13 protein-coding genes are annotated in these 15,525 nt (G+C 59.8%); 6 read left to right on the top strand and 7 right to left on the bottom strand.

Features of this window, described 5'->3' with window-relative positions:
• The first annotated feature begins 143 nt into the window (after window positions 1-143).
• On the top strand, window positions 144-1,583 hold the full coding sequence (locus tag H6M51_RS15990; protein WP_185810813.1) for a coniferyl aldehyde dehydrogenase: 1,440 nt from the start codon (window positions 144-146) through the stop codon (window positions 1,581-1,583).
• A 22-nt stretch (window positions 1,584-1,605) separates the two neighbouring features.
• On the opposite strand, the gene H6M51_RS15985 is transcribed toward H6M51_RS15990, so the two are convergent.
• Together H6M51_RS15985 and H6M51_RS15980 are read right to left on the bottom strand one after the other, a co-directional pair.
• Entirely contained in the window at window positions 1,606-2,934 is a 1,329-nt protein-coding gene (locus H6M51_RS15985) for a bifunctional diguanylate cyclase/phosphodiesterase (protein WP_185810812.1), read from the bottom strand.
• Window positions 2,935-3,207: 273 nt separating this feature from the next.
• A complete protein-coding gene (locus tag H6M51_RS15980) occupies window positions 3,208-4,311 on the bottom strand; it encodes a saccharopine dehydrogenase family protein (protein ID WP_185810811.1) in 1,104 nt (367 codons plus the stop codon).
• Window positions 4,312-4,460: 149 nt separating this feature from the next.
• Here H6M51_RS15980 and H6M51_RS15975 point away from each other — a divergent pair, with 149 nt between their 5' ends.
• Both H6M51_RS15975 and H6M51_RS15970 read left to right on the top strand, forming a co-directional pair.
• Window positions 4,461-4,892 carry an Lrp/AsnC family transcriptional regulator gene (locus tag H6M51_RS15975; RefSeq protein ID WP_185810810.1) on the top strand — a complete coding sequence of 144 codons (432 nt, stop codon included), beginning with the start codon at window positions 4,461-4,463 and terminating at the stop codon, window positions 4,890-4,892.
• A gap of 96 nt (window positions 4,893-4,988) precedes the next feature.
• Window positions 4,989-5,468 (top strand): avidin/streptavidin family protein, encoded by a 480-nt coding sequence (locus H6M51_RS15970; protein ID WP_185810809.1) that lies wholly within the window; start codon window positions 4,989-4,991, stop codon window positions 5,466-5,468.
• A 29-nt stretch (window positions 5,469-5,497) separates the two neighbouring features.
• On the opposite strand, the gene H6M51_RS15965 is transcribed toward H6M51_RS15970, so the two are convergent.
• On the bottom strand, window positions 5,498-6,841 hold the full coding sequence (locus tag H6M51_RS15965; RefSeq protein ID WP_185810808.1) for an HD-GYP domain-containing protein: 1,344 nt from the start codon (window positions 6,839-6,841) through the stop codon (window positions 5,498-5,500).
• Window positions 6,842-7,038: 197 nt separating this feature from the next.
• On the opposite strand from H6M51_RS15965, the gene H6M51_RS15960 reads away from it, so the two are divergent.
• A complete protein-coding gene (locus tag H6M51_RS15960; protein WP_185810807.1) occupies window positions 7,039-7,623 on the top strand; it encodes an ATP-dependent Clp protease proteolytic subunit in 585 nt (194 codons plus the stop codon).
• Between the two features lie 73 nt (window positions 7,624-7,696).
• Here the strand turns inward: H6M51_RS15960 and H6M51_RS15955 are convergent, their stop codons facing one another.
• Together H6M51_RS15955 and H6M51_RS15950 are read right to left on the bottom strand one after the other, a co-directional pair.
• The gene (locus H6M51_RS15955; RefSeq protein WP_185810806.1) at window positions 7,697-8,035 is read right to left on the bottom strand and encodes a hypothetical protein; all 339 of its coding nucleotides are present in this window, start codon (window positions 8,033-8,035) and stop codon (window positions 7,697-7,699) included.
• Window positions 8,036-8,118: 83 nt separating this feature from the next.
• Window positions 8,119-8,619 carry a hypothetical protein gene (locus tag H6M51_RS15950; RefSeq protein WP_185810805.1) on the bottom strand — a complete coding sequence of 167 codons (501 nt, stop codon included), beginning with the start codon at window positions 8,617-8,619 and terminating at the stop codon, window positions 8,119-8,121.
• Between the two features lie 264 nt (window positions 8,620-8,883).
• Here H6M51_RS15950 and H6M51_RS15945 point away from each other — a divergent pair, with 264 nt between their 5' ends.
• Window positions 8,884-11,361, top strand: a complete 2,478-nt coding sequence (locus H6M51_RS15945; RefSeq protein WP_185810804.1) for an SIR2 family protein — start codon at window positions 8,884-8,886, stop codon at window positions 11,359-11,361.
• Between the two features lie 244 nt (window positions 11,362-11,605).
• Here the strand turns inward: H6M51_RS15945 and H6M51_RS15940 are convergent, their stop codons facing one another.
• Together H6M51_RS15940 and H6M51_RS15935 are read right to left on the bottom strand one after the other, a co-directional pair.
• Window positions 11,606-12,844 carry a saccharopine dehydrogenase family protein gene (locus H6M51_RS15940; protein WP_185810803.1) on the bottom strand — a complete coding sequence of 413 codons (1,239 nt, stop codon included), beginning with the start codon at window positions 12,842-12,844 and terminating at the stop codon, window positions 11,606-11,608.
• Between the two features lie 50 nt (window positions 12,845-12,894).
• Complete coding sequence (locus H6M51_RS15935) at window positions 12,895-13,992, bottom strand: carboxynorspermidine decarboxylase (protein ID WP_185810802.1); 1,098 nt, start codon at window positions 13,990-13,992, stop codon at window positions 12,895-12,897.
• A gap of 295 nt (window positions 13,993-14,287) precedes the next feature.
• Here H6M51_RS15935 and H6M51_RS15930 point away from each other — a divergent pair, with 295 nt between their 5' ends.
• Window positions 14,288-15,478, top strand: a complete 1,191-nt coding sequence (locus H6M51_RS15930) for a diguanylate cyclase (protein WP_246780544.1) — start codon at window positions 14,288-14,290, stop codon at window positions 15,476-15,478.
• The last annotated feature ends 47 nt before the right edge of the window (window positions 15,479-15,525 follow it).

Below are 15,525 nucleotides of genomic sequence, written 5' to 3'. Positions count from 1 at the left end.
CAAGAAAGAGGGATGCTTCGAGGCCCGCGCTTCACGCGGGCACCTCAGCATGAGGGACCCCACCAAAAATCATTTGTTCGCCCTTGAACAAATGGGCGTAAACTGCCCATCTTGAGAGAGAAGAAAAACGAGAGGAAACCGCCATGGACGGACAGGTATCGCCGAAAGCAGAGATCGCGGATCCCGCCGCGCGTATCGCGTCCCTGCTCGCGGCGCAGAAGGCGGCCTGGGCGAAGGACGTCACGCCTGACCACGCCACCCGTGACGATCGCCTGGCGCGGCTCGACCGGATGATCGAGGCCTGGCAGGCGCGGTTTGCCGCCGCGATTTCGCAGGATTTCGGCAATCGGCCGGCCGTCGTCACGACGCTCACCGACATCGTGCCGGTACGCGCCGCGATCCGCCATGCGCGCAAACATCTGAAACGCTGGATGCGGCCGCGAAGCGTGTCGCTCGCCTGGACGGGCAAGCCCGCTTCGGCGGTCATCCTGCGCCAGCCACTCGGTGTGGTCGGGATCGTCGCCCCCTGGAACTATCCCCTCAATCTGATGCTCTCGCCGCTGACCGGGGCGCTTGCCGCCGGGAACCGGGCGATGCTGAAGCCGTCGGAACTGACGCCGGCCTTTTCCGAGGTCCTGGCCAAAGCCGTCGCCGAGACCTTCGCCGAAGACGAAGTGGCGGTCGTGACCGGCGGGCCTGAGGTGGCGACAGCCTTTACATCCGCCCCCTTCGACCACCTGATCTTTACCGGCTCGACCGCCGTTGGTCGCAAGGTGGCAGAAGCGGCGGCGAAGAACCTGACGCCTGTCACCCTCGAGCTCGGCGGCAAGTCGCCGGCCATCCTCGATCCTTCCGTTCAGTTCGACAAGGCCGTGCCGCGCCTCGTCTGGGGCAAGCTGTTGAATTCCGGCCAGACCTGTGTGGCGCCCGATTATGCGCTGGTGCCGCGCGAGCGGATTGCCGATTTCCTCGCCGCCGTGAAGGCGGAGGTTAACAGGCAATATCCCGGCCTGCCCGCGAACGCCGATTACACCTCGATCATCAGCCCAAGGCATTATCAGCGGCTCATTCGGCTCGTCCAGGAAGCCCGCGAGAAGGGCGCCGAGGTGGTCGAGCTTGCCGGTCCGCATGATGGCGAGGCCCGCGTGTTTTCGCCGGTGGCGGTGATCGGAGCGCCGGATGAGACCGCCGCGATGTCGGAAGAGATTTTTGGGCCGATCCTGCCGATCGTGCCTTATGACACGCTGGACGAGGCGATTGCCTATATCAACCATCGTGACCGGCCGCTGGCGCTCTACTGGTTCGGCGAAGACAAGGCGGCGCAGGAGCGCGTGCTTTCCGGCACGATCGCCGGCGGCGTGACCGTCAATGACACGATCCTGCATCTCGCCCAGGACGATCTGCCCTTCGGCGGCGTGGGTGCCTCCGGCTACGGCGCCTATCACGGCGAAGCGGGGTTCCTGGCGCTCAGCAAGGAGAAACCTGTCCTGAAACAATCGGCAATTTCGGGGGTGCGGCTGCTTTATCCGCCCTATGGCGGGCTGGCGCGGTTCATGCTGAAACTGCTCGGCCGGGTCGGCTGACGGGGCCCCGGTTCATGGCCGCTCAGCCGGCAGCGAGGCGGGGAGAGGGCCGTTCCGGCGAGGCCACGGGCCTCGGTTTCGGTGCCAGGACCGCCTGCTCGAACTCCTCCAGGGGCATGGGCCGGCCGAAGAGATAGCCCTGGAAAATGCGGCAGCCGATGGTTTCGAGAAAGGCGAGCTGGGCCTGCGTCTCGACACCTTCGGCCACGGTTTCCAGCCCGAGATCGACGGCAATCGCGCGGATCGAGCGCACCAGGGCTGCGTCCCGCTCATTCTCGGCACCGGCCGCGACGAAGCTGCGGTCGATCTTGAGTTCGCTCACCGGCAGGCGGCGCAGATAGGCCAGCGAGGAAAAGCCGGTGCCGAAGTCGTCGAGCGAGAAGGTGAGGCCGAGCGCCTTCAGCGCGGTCATCTTTTCAGCAACGGGTTCGAGGCCTGCAATCAGCACGCTTTCCGTGAGCTCGAGGCGTAGTCGGGTCGGATCGATCTCGTGGCGCTGGAGCAGGTCTCGCAGGGTCGTTTCGAAATCGGCTTCGTTGAACTGGCTGGCGCTGACATTGACCGAGAGGGTGAGTGTCGAAAGGCGCGGATCATCCTTCCAGCGGGTGAGCGTCGAAAGCGCCTGTTCCAGAACGAAAGTGCCGACGATCGGCATCAGGCCCATTTCCTCGGCAGCCGGAATGAATGTCGCCGGCGGGACCGGTCCGCGCGTCGGATGGTTCCAGCGCAGCAGGGCTTCGCCACCGAGAACGTGGCCGTCGCGGTCGGTCTGCGGCTGGTAGACGAGGGTGAGTTGCCCCTGGCGCAGGGCGGCCATGAGGTCGCGGGCGATGCCGCGCGGGGCGGACAGGCGCTGCTGCAGGGCGTAGATGGTGCCGCAAAAGACAAGGGCCGCCATGGTCGGATTGAGCCAGACGCCGATGGCATGCAGTTCAGGCGGCACCGGCTGGGCAAAGGGCAGGCGCAGATCGGCGGCATGCAGCACGACGAAGGTGACCAGGCTGCAGGCGATCAGGGCAAGCTGCAGCCTGGACGGGCGGCGCAGATAGTTGAGGTAGGCGAGCATGCCGAGAACCGGCAGGAAGAGATGGGTGACCCGCGGAGCGCCATTCTGCGGCACGTCGAACATCAGGCTGAAGCCGATGATGAAGACCAGGAAGCTCGATTGCGCGACAATCAGGAAGAGATCGAGCCGGCCGCTGGTCACGAGCGCAAAGCAGACGAGGCCGGCGATGACGGGAAAGAACTCGACTGCCGCGATCAGCCAATGTCCGTCGATGAGGAAGATCACCGTCCAGAGAAGCGCGAAAGCCGCAACGGTGAGCGATACGGCCTGATAAATCCGGATCATCCGAGCAGTCCCGTGCTCTTCGCTGCCCTTGCCGATCATATCCTGCCCAATCGTCCCAGCCGGGCCACGAAAGCCCCCCTCCCGGCCGCAAGCGGCGGCTCTCACATGAGCATACTCTAACTTATCGGATTAAAGAAACCATCTATCCCGATGGTCGCATGTCCTGCTGCCGGATCATGCGGATCATTCTGCGGTCAGGCGGGGTTGGGGCGGTCCTGCCATCGGCGAACCGCCCCTCCGGACCTTCTGGTCCTTCCTCCCCCCGGAGAACTCTTAGCTCGCCTTGGCGATTTTCATGACTTCAGGTTCGTAAACGCGTCCGAAGCGATTGGCAAGAAAGGCATCGAGTCCAATTTCTTCCTGGCGCACGAAACCGGCCTGCGGAAGCGTGCCATCGGCGAGCAGATCGAGAACCGTGCAGATGCCGGCGGCGGTGGTGATCTGGATGGCGCTCATCTTCTTGCCCGCGACGACACCGGCATAGACCTTGTTGGCATAGGTCTCCTGCAGGTAACGCCCGTCCTTCCAGCCGCAGACGGTGACGAAGATCACGACCACGTCCTGCATGGTGGCAGGCAGGGCGTTTTCAAAGAGATCCTTCAGCACGTCGCGGCGGTTCTTCAGGTTGAAGTCGTTCAGGAGCGCCTTGATGATCGCCTGATGGCCGGGATAGCGGATGGTGCGATAGTTCATCGTGCGTACCCGGCCTTCGAGCGTCTTTGCCAGGGTGCCAAGGCCGCCCGAGGTGTTGAAGGCTTCATAGGTGACGCCGTCGAGAGAGAACTCCTCCCGCTCTTCCATGGCCGGAACCACCGTGACCTTGCCCTCGACGATCGCCTCGCAGGGCTCGATATACTCGTTGATCAGGCCGTCGGTGGACCAGGTCAGATTATAATTCAGCGCATTGGACGGATATTGCGGAAGCGCCCCGACGCGCATGCGCACCGAATCCAAGGTGTCGAAATGCTTGGTGAGATCGTTCGCGACAATCGAGATGAAACCGGGTGCCAGGCCGCATTGCGGAATGAAGGCTGAAGCAGCGCCGCGGGCAAGTTCCTCCACATGCCGCGTGGTCGCGACATCTTCGGTCAGGTCGAGATAGTGGGTCGTGGTGCGGGCGGCACTTTCCGCGATCGCACCCGTCAGGTGAAAAGGAGCGGCGGAGAGGACCGCGAACTGGCCGGAAAGCAGGGCGTCCAGCGATGCCGCGTCGGTGATGTCGACCTCTGCCGGGTTGACGGCCGGGTGGGCGTCGAGTTTTGCCAGCTGTTCAGCGCTGCGGTCGGCGATGGTGACCTTGTAGTCGCCGGTCTCGGCCAGCATGCGGGCGATCGCTCCGCCGATCTTGCCGGCGCCGATGATGGTAACGTTTTTCATAGATGTGCCCCTCGAATGCCTATGGCCCGGCTGTGCGGGCTGCTTGTCTGTGGTGACAGCAGTGTGGCCGGGGCCTATGTCGATTCCAAGTGACGATATGAGCAGAATGCGGTATTCATATTGGCGAAACGACGAAGGAAATGGTCGAAATGCAGGTCACTGAGAAGGACCGGGAGCTGCTATCCCTGCTTTCGGAAAATGCACGCATGCCGGTCGCGGAACTTGCCCGCCGGCTCGATCTGTCGCGCACCACGGTTCAGGCGCGGCTCGAGCGGCTAGAGGCGCAAGGGGTGATCGCCGGCTACCAGGTGCGGCTATCCGATGCCTATGAGAGCGGGCTGATCCGGGCGCATGTCATGATCACCATCGCCCCCAAGGCGCTATCCGCCGTCACCGGCGAACTCAATGCCATCCGGGAGGTTTCCGCACTGTATTCGGTGAACGGTCCTTACGACCTGATTGCGATTGTCGCCGCGCCTTCGATCTCGGAACTTGATCGGCTGATCGACCGGATCGGTGAGCTTTCGGGCGTCGAACGCACCTTGTCCTCGATCATTCTTTCGACGCGGATTGCGCGCTGAGCACACGAAAAAAGTGTAAATCCCTATCCCTCGTTTAGATTGGTTTAATCAACCTCATGTTGAAGTAGATCATCCGAATATTCAAAGGGGGTTGGCATGAAGGTGGCAGCATTCCTGTTGGCGTTCAGCGTGTCTTCGGTGCTGCTCGGCGCTGCGCCTCCTGCTGCGGGAAATGTGCCTGGGCTGGCGATTGCCGGGACATCGAGCTGGGTCAGTCGTGAAGGATCGGTGATGGTGCTTGACATCGGCCCGCAGGGGACGGTGCAGGGCCATTTCGTCAATAACGCGCCCGGGAAGGGCTGTCGTGGCATTCCGTATGAACTGAGCGGTCGTCTGGTGGCAGATTCGGTTTCCTTTCGGGTGCGGTGGCGCAACGGTGTCGCTGACTGCATGAGCGAAACCCTGTGGCACGGGCATATGCAGCCCTCCCGCAATGGCGGCTTCGAGATCGTGGCAAGATGGCAGCGATCCTCGACGGTTGCCGCGGCGGACACCGGAATTGCGATCTCGGAAAACGGCGTGGATGTCTTCACCTACCGTGCCAGCACGCGTTTACCGACAAGCATCAGCCCCTGACGGTATTTGGCTAAATCGCGAAGCGCCTTCTATGCTGCCTTGAGCTCTGCCCTGGCGAGCGCCCGTTCGAGCGCGGCAATGCAGGTCTCGTCATGGTGGCGGCCGGCGCCTTCCCAGAGGATCGCGAGCGCCTTCTCCACCTTCATGGCGGCGCGGTAGGGGCGGTCGGCGGTCAGGGCATCAAAGACGTCTGCCGTGGCGACGATGCGGGTCTCGAAGGAGATCTGATCGCCTTTCAGGCCGCGCGGATAACCGGATCCATCAAGCTTCTCGTGATGAGAGCCGCCGATCAGCGCAAGGTCGGAGAAGGCTGCGATGCGCGACAGGATCGCCTCGGAGAATTCGGCGTGGCGCTTCATCTGGTCCCACTCCGCCCCTTCCAGACGGCCCGGTTTGTCGAGAACGTTGTTGGAGACGCCGAGCTTGCCGATGTCATGCAGAAGAGCTGCCCGTTTCAGCCGGCGACGTTCGGGCAGGGCCATGCCGAGCTCCTCGGCGATCAGGTCGGTGAAGAGCGCGACGCGGTCGCTGTGACCTGACGTGTAGGGGCTTTTGGCATCGATGACGCGGGCAAAACCGGCGGCGATATCGTCGAGATAGTCTTCGTCGGCCATGACCGCCTGGCGACCGGGCTCCATGGCGAGCACATAGGCCTCGAGGTTGTCCGAGCCGAGTTCGGCGAAGAAGACCGGGTCCGCAAGCTTTTCAAAGAGGGAGACGAGATCCGGATCGAACCAGCCGCCGGCCCGCTTGCGTACCTCCGCCAATGCCGCTTCGCCGCCTTCATGGACAAAGAAGACGTCGATCACCTGCGCCATCAGCGCAATGCGGGCGAAGAGGTGAATTTCTTTGCCCTTCAAGCCTTGCGGCTTGCCGCCGCCATCGACATGTTCGTCAAGATCCAGAATGCCCTGCGCGACTTCTTCGGAAAAGCGCATCTGACGGGCGATTTCAGCGCCACGCTGGCAACGGGTCTGGATGAGGCTGGTCGAGATTTCGCCGCCATTCTTGAAGATATGGAGGATGCCGCGAAAACGTTCGGCAAGGCCCGCCTCCATGCCGGTGTGCGACAACACGAATTTGAGGATCTGAGGGAAGGAGCCGTCGACCAGCTTGAAGTCGTGTTTGAACTTCAGGTCGTCTGCCAGATAAAGCTCGCAGATGCGGGCGGCATTGGACGAGCAGCCGAGATCCTTCAGGAGCAGCGTGTAATAGAGGTCGCGCAGCGCTTCTTCGTCGAGCCCGAGTGCCTGGCCGATACGCGTGCCGATGAAGCAGCATCGGACACAATGGCCGGCGGGCTGGCCCTCGGTCATGTCGAGCGCGTGGCTCAAGGCCTCGATGAGTTCAGCAAGACGGATGGTCTGGGTCATGGTCGCTCCTCAGACCCGAGAGACTATAGACCTTAGATTAAGAACGCGTGAGGAAAGAGGGGGCGCCGCATGTTGGTAGCACTCTCTTCGTCAACCTCCTGTTCATCGCTTCCGTGCTTGTCTTTTTCCCGCATTGTCTTAAGCCATGAGACGCACTATGTGCGGATAAGCCAAACCAACGAGGACTGTCCCCTGTGATGAACGAAGACGAAGACGACAAGAGCAAGGAACTGCCGATCGGCAAGGAAACGGAAGCGAACCTCTTCAAGTCGCGTTCGATCTTCATCTATGGCGGGATCACCATGGAGCTGGCGCAGAAGGTCTGCACGCAGCTCGTCGCGCTCGCGGCCGCATCGGATGAAGACATTCGCGTGTTCGTCTGCTCGCCGGGCGGCCATGTCGAAGCCGGTGACGCGATCCACGACATGATCAAGTTCATCAAGCCGAAGGTCTGGATCATCGCGACCGGCTGGGCGGCTTCTGCCGGCTCGCTGATTTTCGTCGCGGTTCCGAAGGAGCGCCGCCTGGCGCTGCCGAACACCCGCTTCCTGATGCACCAGCCGTCCGGCGGCACGCGCGGCATGGCCTCCGATATCGAGATCCAGGCGCGCGAGATCATCAAGATGAACCAGCGCCTGATCAAGATCTATGCCAAGGCCACCGGCCAGACGGAAGAGAAGATCGCCAAGGACATCGACCGCGACTACTGGCTGTCGGCCGAAGATGCCGTTTCCTACGGTCTGGTCGGTCGCGTGATCGAGAGCCACGCCGACATCGGCTGATCTGGCTCGCTCTATCAAGACATGAAAAAGCCGCCGGAGCGATCCGGCGGCTTTTCTGCATGGCGGGGATCGATCAGATGATCGGGCAGCCGCGGCGATTGGCGAAGCGGATGAGCTCCGGCCCACGACGGGTATAGCCTTCGACGGTCACCGTGCGCTCGGTCACGCGCACCACCTGCGGACGGCGAAGACCCTCGTCGAGGGCAGCCGCACGGGCCTCACCTGGGCTGCAGCCACGGTCGCGGTAACGGCGGTCGCGATCCCGGTCGCGGATCACGGGGCGCACGCCATCGGGACCTATGCGCAGCTCGATATCCTGGGCTGTGGCAGGGGCTGCAAACAGGGCTGCCAGCGGAAGCGTGGCAAGGGCAAGCGTGGAAACGAGCGCGGTGCGCAGGAATTTAGCGGACATGATCGGGTCCTCCTTCGATGTCGTGGCGGAGAAAGCCCGGCGGTGGCCAAAAGTTCCCGTGCGTCTGGAAAGAGCGGCAGAAATCAGCGCCATTCGTGGAGTTTTTCGCCGGCCAGCGGTCGTGCCGTCACCAGCGGCAGGGCGGGGAAACGTTCGGCGTAATCAAGCGCATCCGCCTCATCGTTGAAGCCGATGAAGATCATCGACAGGACCTTCGCCTTCGGCGCGCCCTTCTTGCGATAGGCAAGCTTCACCGCGCAATGGGGAAAGGCCTCGTCCAGCACCGCCCCTTCGGGGAGCGCATCCGAAAGCGCGAGATGGGCGCCGAGGCCGAGGAAACGGTCGATGGCGGCAAAGGCGGTCGCCTCGGGCAGCTGCTTGTTCTCGGAGGATCCCGGCGCGCGGCCCCAGAACAGGCTGTCGACCAGCCCCTTCGCCCGCTTCGACTTCACCACCACGAGCCCGCCGGCCGCGACGAGCTCCAGATGAGCATCCCAGGTCTGGAAGAGATCGGGGGATTGGTGGAGTTCGGTGAGGAGGGGGCGGAGTGTGGCGGTGAGGTCGGTGTGGAGGGCAGGGGGCATCGCGGTCTCGGGGTCAAGTGGGTGGTGTGTGGCGGCCTCGTAGCATGGTGGGGGCTGGGTGGATATGGGGGCGTTCACCGCAAACAGTGCCAAGGATTTAGAAACTCTTAGCCCGTGACCCACCCTAATGGCGGCACGCTTACATATCAGGCTTCACAGCGCTTGGGGCTTTGGCGATTCCGCTCAGACAATTCGGCTTAGAGCAATCAAGGGTTGACTCTGCTTTCCGACTAGCTTGAACTAAGGGGACTAGCGAGGGGCGCAATGTACGACAATCAACTTACTCAAATCGCCGCGGATATCACAACGAAAAGCGCAGTACTTTTTCTTGGTTCAGGCTTTTCAAGAGGTTGCAAAAGTAAGGGTTCGCCTACGGGTTTGCCAACTGCAGCGGGACTTCGTGATATTCTTTCTAAAATGCTTGAGACAGATGGTTCTTCTTATAGTCTTGAAGATCTGTCGGAGCACTTCGCAATTGTGAAAGGCCAACCAGCGCTTTATGAGACGCTCGTTGAGCACTTCGCAGTAAATGAGATCGGCCCGCAGATGGCTGCTTTCATAGGTCTACCATGGTGGCGCATTTACACCACCAATTTTGATGACGCTGCTGAAAAGTGCCTCGCGTCTCTCCAGATCCAATCTGTAACAATGGACCTAGATCACGACGCCAATAAGCAGATCCCGCCGAGCAGTATAATTCATTTAAATGGGGCAGTGGCTACAACCAACGCCAGTAATCTCCGTGACAAGATTCGGCTCACTGCCTCAACCTACTGGGATGAAAGGATACAGCAGAGTGGATGGTTGCAGCGTTTCCACCGTGACATTTCACAAGCAAAATGCGTTGTATTTGTCGGTTACTCGTTGTTCGATGTTGATATAGCGAAGCTTCTCAGAGCGAATCCGGAATTATCGAGCAAGACTTACTTTATAGATTCTCCGTCACAGGATCTTATCAAAGATACAAAGCTGAGGCCCTTCGGTACTGTCATTCACACGGGATTTGAACGTGCAGCCGAAACGATTCTTGAGGTCATGCCCGGGCTTACTCCAGTGGAGGATGTGTACTTTACATCATTTAAAGAGATCACTCCGCCAGCAGAAATACGGGAGTTCGACGCTGAGGACGCCCGTAGGTTTTTGACTATAGGCGCTGGCTTGGAGGATGTCGCGTTTCTTGAGAGCAACGCTCGACGCGCGCTGGCTTGTGATCGAGAGATCGTTGAAGTGATGTTGGAGCAAGTAAAACGCGGAGCAGCGCGCCATCTTATCGTAGGAAAGATTGGTAACGGAAAAACGGTTGCATCTTTATTGTTCGCGGCTCGCCTCAGAGGGGAGGGGTATAGGGTTTTTGAATTTGTCCGCAGAACAGAACGCATGGCTACCGAGATCGCAACGATAGCCGCGATGGGGAGAGCGTGCATCATTGTTGAGAACGGGTTTGGTCACACTGAGCAACTTCAGATGATCTCCGAAAACGCTGGTAAATCGGTTGTGGTCGTATCGACGGCCAGAACTTCAGCTTTCGAGCTCCGAGGCAGTGAAATGAGAACCTTGTTGGGGCCTGAATACCGACGGTATTCGGTGGATACGCTTAGGAGCCCAGAGCGAACTCAATTAGCTGATGCCCTGCAGAAACTAGGCTTTTTCGGAAAGTACTCAGGCAAAGAAGGTCGTCTTCCGGAACTAATCGATACTTGGGGGAACGATATTCGCTCACTCGTTCTTAAGCTTTTCGAAGAAAATGATGTTGGTAGGGTCTTTCGTGAGCAAATCGCGAAGCTAGAGCACAATGACGCACGTAGCATTCTTGTTCTTTATTTCTTGTTGGTCGTCGCAGAAGCTCGGGCTGATGTTAGTACGGCGGATGACCTTCTTTCGATATCGACGCACCCAATAGTTGAGAAATACTCGGAGCTGTTTAGAGACTTTTTTGATCTACATGATGGAGATAAAATTGAAGCTAGGTCGTCGGTTGTGGGGGAGTTTTGTCTCAAAAGAGTTTTTAAGGGGCACGAAATCGTCGATGTATTGATTCGCGTCGCAGATCAGCAAAAGGGTAAAACCTATGCAGATGATGAGTCATGGCCAATTCTGCTGCAATTCATGCGATTTGGATTTATCGAACCATGGTTGGGTGCAAGTGATAAGCCAGTTTTGTTGAAGAGATACTACGAGAGGTTGAGGACAAATTCGTTCTACCTTCGAAATCCGCATTTCTGGTTACAATACGCCATTGCGATGATGTCGATCGGAAACTATGATTTTGCCAAGACATATTTGGACAATGCACGCAGTCGTGCAGATCAAATTCCGAGATACAATTATCGTCATTTAGACAACCATACTGCCCGATACTATTTGGAGAGTAGAGCGCGTGATCCGCGTGATCTTAGAGATTACTTTGCGGTTTTCCTGAAGGCTACGTCGACGCTTATCAGCGAGTTCAGAACCGAAAATCAGGCTAATTATACGGCACGAGTATGCAAGTATTTGGCTGAGTTCTGTTACAGGGCAAATCCTACGTTTTCTGTCTCAGACCGGACGGAAGCCATAAGACGAACAAAACTACTGATCAGTCATCTCAATTCCAGACGCGGCAAAGATCAGGATGGTCTTTTGAAAGACGCTTTGGGCGCGACTGAGCAAGCGCTTATGATTTTAAACGGGGAATACGTAGCCAATCCGGTGCGGGGTAACGACAACGACTTTCTTCAAGCAGATGGTTCGCAATTTGGCTAATGACTCAAGAGCGATACTCATTAGGTGTGGAGCGTGATTGTCCTCAAAAAGTGGCTGATTTCCATATTGGGTGAGGTAAATATTTCAATTCGCTTCCAGCCGCTAGCCAGCGATCGAGACTGAGCAGTCGTCGAACAGGTGTGGTGATGACGATCGTCGAGGTTTTTGCACCAATGAAAAACCCCGCCAGATCGCTCCGGCGGGGTCCGCATTCTCTCAATCCTCAAGCGCTTAGTCCGCGCTCTCAGAACTCCACAGCGCGATCGCCGTCCTCGTCCTGGATGCGGGTCGGCAGGCCGATCTTGTTCAGGAGTTTGATGAAGGGCTTGGGCGGCAGTTCTTCGACGTTGGCCATCTTCTTCACGTCCCATTCGCCGGTTGCGACCAGCATGGCGGCTGCGACCGGGGGGACGCCGGCGGTGTAGGAGATGCCCTGGCTGCCCACTTCGTTATAGGCTTCCTTGTGGTCGGCGACGTTGTAGAGGAAGACGGTCTTTTCCTTGCCGTCCTTGAAGCCCTTCACGTAGTCGCCGATGCAGGTCTTGCCTTCGTAGTTCGGGGCAAGCGAGGCAGGATCCGGCAGGCAGGCCTTGACGACCTTGAGCGGCACGACTTCGGAACCGTCGGCGAGCTTGACCGGCTGTTCGGAGAGGAGGCCGATCGACTTCAGGACGGTGAAGACGTTGATGTAGTGATCGCCAAAGCCCATCCAGAAGCGCACGTCGGCGCCGTCCATGTTCTTGGCCAATGAGTGCACTTCGTCATGGCCGCAGAGATAGGCGCGGCGGGTGCCGACGACCGGCAGGTCGTAGTCCTTGCCGATCTCGAACATCTTGTTGACCTTCCATTCGCCGCCCTGCCAGGAATAGACGACGCCGGTGAACTCGCGGAAGTTGATTTCCGGATCGAAGTTGGTGGCGAAGTACTTGCCATGGCTGCCGGCATTGATGTCGACGATGTCGACATCGGTCACCTTGTCGAGATATTCGTCCTTGGCGAGACGCGCATAGGCGTTGACCACGCCCGGATCGAAGCCGGCGCCGAGGATGGCGGTGATGCCCTTTTCCTCGCATTCGGCGGCGCGCTTCCACTCGTAGTTTCCGTACCACGGCGGGGTTTCGCAGATCTTGTTCGGCTCTTCATGGATCGCGGTGTCGATATAGGCGACGCCGGTGTCCATGCAGGCGCGCAGCACCGACATGTTGAGGAAGGCGGTGCCGACATTGATGACGATCTGAGTGCCAAGCTTCTTGATCAGGGCCTTGGTGGCCTCGATATTGAGGGCGTCGAGCGCATGGGCTTCGAGAACGCCTTCCTGCTTCATCGCCTTCTTCTCGTGCACGGACGCGATGATGGCGTCGCACTTCGCCTTGGTGCGCGAGGCGATATGGATGTCGCCGAGCACGTCGTTGTTCTGCGCACACTTGTGGGCGACCACCTGCGCGACGCCGCCGGCGCCGATGATGAGCACGTTCTTCTTCATAATGGGACCAACTCCTATGTCCAATCGTCAGAACCTGTTCCTGAGGGAGTTCAGGACAGGCTTGTTTCGTAGTCCGTGTAGTCGAACTCACGGACCGTCCTGAGGCTGCCATCCAGTTCGCGGATGGCGATTGCCGGCATTTGCACGCCGTTAAACCAGTTTTTCTTGACCATCGTGTAGCCGGCGGTGTCCTGCAGCGAGATGCGGTCGCCGATGTTCAGTTCCTGTTCGAAATTGAACTCGCCGAAGATATCGCCCGCGAGGCAGGACTTGCCGCAGACCTGGTACCGGTGCGGTCCCTGGTTGGGGTGGACCTTCGCGCTTTCCCGGTAGATCAGGAGATCGAGGAGATGCGCTTCGATGGACGAGTCCACCACGACAAGATCCTTGCCGTTATAGAGCTTGTCGAGCACGGTGACTTCGAGCGTGGTCGACTTGGTGATCGAGGCTTCGCCGGGCTCCAGATAGACCTGGACGCCGAACTCGCCGGAGAAACGCTTGAGGCGCTCGGCAAACTTCTCCAGCGGATAGTTTTCGCCGGTGAAATGGATGCCGCCGCCGAGCGAGACCCAGTCGGCCTTCTTCAGCAGGGGGCCGAACTTTTGTTCGATGTCGCCGAGCATCTTGTCGAAGAGGTCGAAATCCCCGTTTTCGCAGTTGTTGTGGATCATGAAGCCGGAGATCAGGTCCATGACCGGCTCGACCTTCTTCAGGTCCCACTCGCCCAGACGCGAGAAGGGGCGGGCGGGATCGGCAAGGTCGAAGCTCGAGGAGGAGACGCCGGGGTTCAGGCGCAGGCCGCGGATGATGCCGGACGACTGCTGCTCGAAGCGGGTCAGCTGGCCGAGTGAATTGAAGATGATCTTGTCGGCATGGGAGACGACTTCGTCGATCTCGTAATCGGCGTAAGCCACCGAATAGGCATGGGTTTCCTTGCCGAAACGCTCATGGCCGAGGCGGACTTCGTTGAGCGAGGAGGAGGTCGTGCCGTCCATATAGTCGCGCATGAAATCGAAGACCGACCAGGTGGCGAAACATTTCAGTGCCAGAAGCGCCTTCGCGCCGGAGAGTTCGCGCAAAGTCGCGATCTTCTCCATGTTGTGGAGCAGCTTGGACTTGTCGATCAGGTAATAGGGAGTCTGGATCAAGGCTCTATCCTTCGTGAACCCAGCCATATCTGGCGGAAGTGAACGGGACGCCCCGAATGCGTCGGGGGGTCCCATAGGCAAAAGGGGGTGAAAACGCAAGCGGAAGCTTAGGTTTTTCAGCGTTCTGGACTGTTTGGCCGCAAATCATGAAGTGACGATGACGCCGGTGATCGCGGCGGAACCTGCCGCCCTGCGTTGAGCGGGGTGCTGCCATGCAAAAGGTGACGGGCTGTCTTTAGGAAGCGGCAACCTCTGGGGCGATAATTGCAGGTGGAACAATCAACCCGTGAAACGCATGCATCTCGATCTCGCCACCATCCTGACGCTCCATCCCCTGTCGCTTCTGGTCGGTGCGATGTGTTTCCTCTATGTGCGCTTCCGATCGCGGCGAAGCCGTGGACTTGGCAAGATGGCTGCGGCTTTCCTGGTTCTGGGCATGGGTTCGCTGCTCGCTGCTACCGGAGCGCAGGGCGTCGTCGACTATGAAACCTGGACCTTCTGGAGCTTTCTCAGCGGGCCCGCCTCCTATGCGCTCTTCTGGGTGGGCTTGATCAATCTGACGGAAGAGAGGCCGGCGGGGCGCGCCTGGTTCGTGCTCGTGCTGCCGCTGGGCCTGACGGTTTGGGCGCGGATCAGCGGCTTCTATCTGCATAATGCCGAGCGCGCTTCCGTCTTCCTCGCGGTCATGGGGAGCTTCGCGCTGGCCAGCGCCTGGCTTGTGGTTCGAGACCGCCCCGGTGAGTTTCTTCAGACCCGTTGGGGTCTTGGTGGTGCGCTTGTCTGCAAGGCGGTCATTGCCTTCACCACCCTGGCCGCCATTGCCTATCCGGGACGGTTGCCGGTGAGCCCGCCGACGACCTTTCTGGTCCTGATCCTCTGCCAGTTTGCCATCGCCATGTTCGTCCTGATCCTGGTTCAGGAGCGGGCGGAGCGGCGGCTGATTGCGCTCACCGAAACCGACAGCCTGACGGGGATCCGCAACCGCCACTGGATGATGGACCGTCTGCCGCGGCAGGCGCCGAAAGGCAGCGCCTATGTCATCATCGATATCGACCACTTCAAGCAGGTGAACGACCGGCATGGGCATCTGGCAGGGGATCTGGTGCTAACGTCCGTGGCGCAGGCGATGGGGAGGCTGCTCGGGCCGGATGCCATACTTGCGCGCATGGGCGGGGAAGAATTCGGGCTGTTCCTGCCGGGCGCGGGAAAGGACGAGGCCCAACAGATCGCGGAAGAGCTGCGCCGCTCGATCGGATCCCAGCTGATCCTGCATGAGGGCACGGCGATCCCCGTGACAATGAGTGCCGGAGTGGCGGTCGCGCCCGTAGCGATGTCGATTGCGCAGCTCGTGGCTCGGGCGGATGAAGCGCTCTACGCCGCCAAACGTGGCGGTCGTGACCGGGTGGTTCTGGCGCGTTTTGAGGCGGCGGCTGCAGATGACGTTACGGCATCGGGTGACGCCGGACCTGTGACAAAGCCCGCCTGACGCCAGAGGCGTACGGATCGCGGCCTGTCCCGGCTTGCAAGGCGGGC

It is taken from the genome of Rhizobium sp. AQ_MP, from assembly GCF_014237835.1.
Taxonomy (GTDB): domain Bacteria; phylum Pseudomonadota; class Alphaproteobacteria; order Rhizobiales; family Rhizobiaceae; genus Allorhizobium.
This window is presented reverse-complemented; position numbering and strand designations above follow the sequence as displayed.

What these genes read in the sequence shown, in the direction of transcription:
- H6M51_RS15965 (WP_185810808.1), bottom strand. Translation starts at nt 6,841, where the DNA reads ATGACCCAGACCATCCGTCTTGCTGAACTCATCGAGGCCTTGAGCCAC.
- H6M51_RS15975 (WP_185810810.1), top strand. Translation starts at nt 4,461, where the DNA reads ATGCAGGTCACTGAGAAGGACCGGGAGCTGCTATCCCTGCTTTCGGAA.
- H6M51_RS15985 (WP_185810812.1), bottom strand. Translation starts at nt 2,934, where the DNA reads ATGATCCGGATTTATCAGGCCGTATCGCTCACCGTTGCGGCTTTCGCG.
- H6M51_RS15970 (WP_185810809.1), top strand. Translation starts at nt 4,989, where the DNA reads ATGAAGGTGGCAGCATTCCTGTTGGCGTTCAGCGTGTCTTCGGTGCTG.
- H6M51_RS15960 (WP_185810807.1), top strand. Translation starts at nt 7,039, where the DNA reads ATGAACGAAGACGAAGACGACAAGAGCAAGGAACTGCCGATCGGCAAG.
- H6M51_RS15990 (WP_185810813.1), top strand. Translation starts at nt 144, where the DNA reads ATGGACGGACAGGTATCGCCGAAAGCAGAGATCGCGGATCCCGCCGCG.
- H6M51_RS15950 (WP_185810805.1), bottom strand. Translation starts at nt 8,619, where the DNA reads ATGCCCCCTGCCCTCCACACCGACCTCACCGCCACACTCCGCCCCCTC.
- H6M51_RS15940 (WP_185810803.1), bottom strand. Translation starts at nt 12,844, where the DNA reads ATGAAGAAGAACGTGCTCATCATCGGCGCCGGCGGCGTCGCGCAGGTG.
- H6M51_RS15955 (WP_185810806.1), bottom strand. Translation starts at nt 8,035, where the DNA reads ATGTCCGCTAAATTCCTGCGCACCGCGCTCGTTTCCACGCTTGCCCTT.
- H6M51_RS15930 (WP_246780544.1), top strand. Translation starts at nt 14,288, where the DNA reads ATGCATCTCGATCTCGCCACCATCCTGACGCTCCATCCCCTGTCGCTT.
- H6M51_RS15945 (WP_185810804.1), top strand. Translation starts at nt 8,884, where the DNA reads ATGTACGACAATCAACTTACTCAAATCGCCGCGGATATCACAACGAAA.
- H6M51_RS15980 (WP_185810811.1), bottom strand. Translation starts at nt 4,311, where the DNA reads ATGAAAAACGTTACCATCATCGGCGCCGGCAAGATCGGCGGAGCGATC.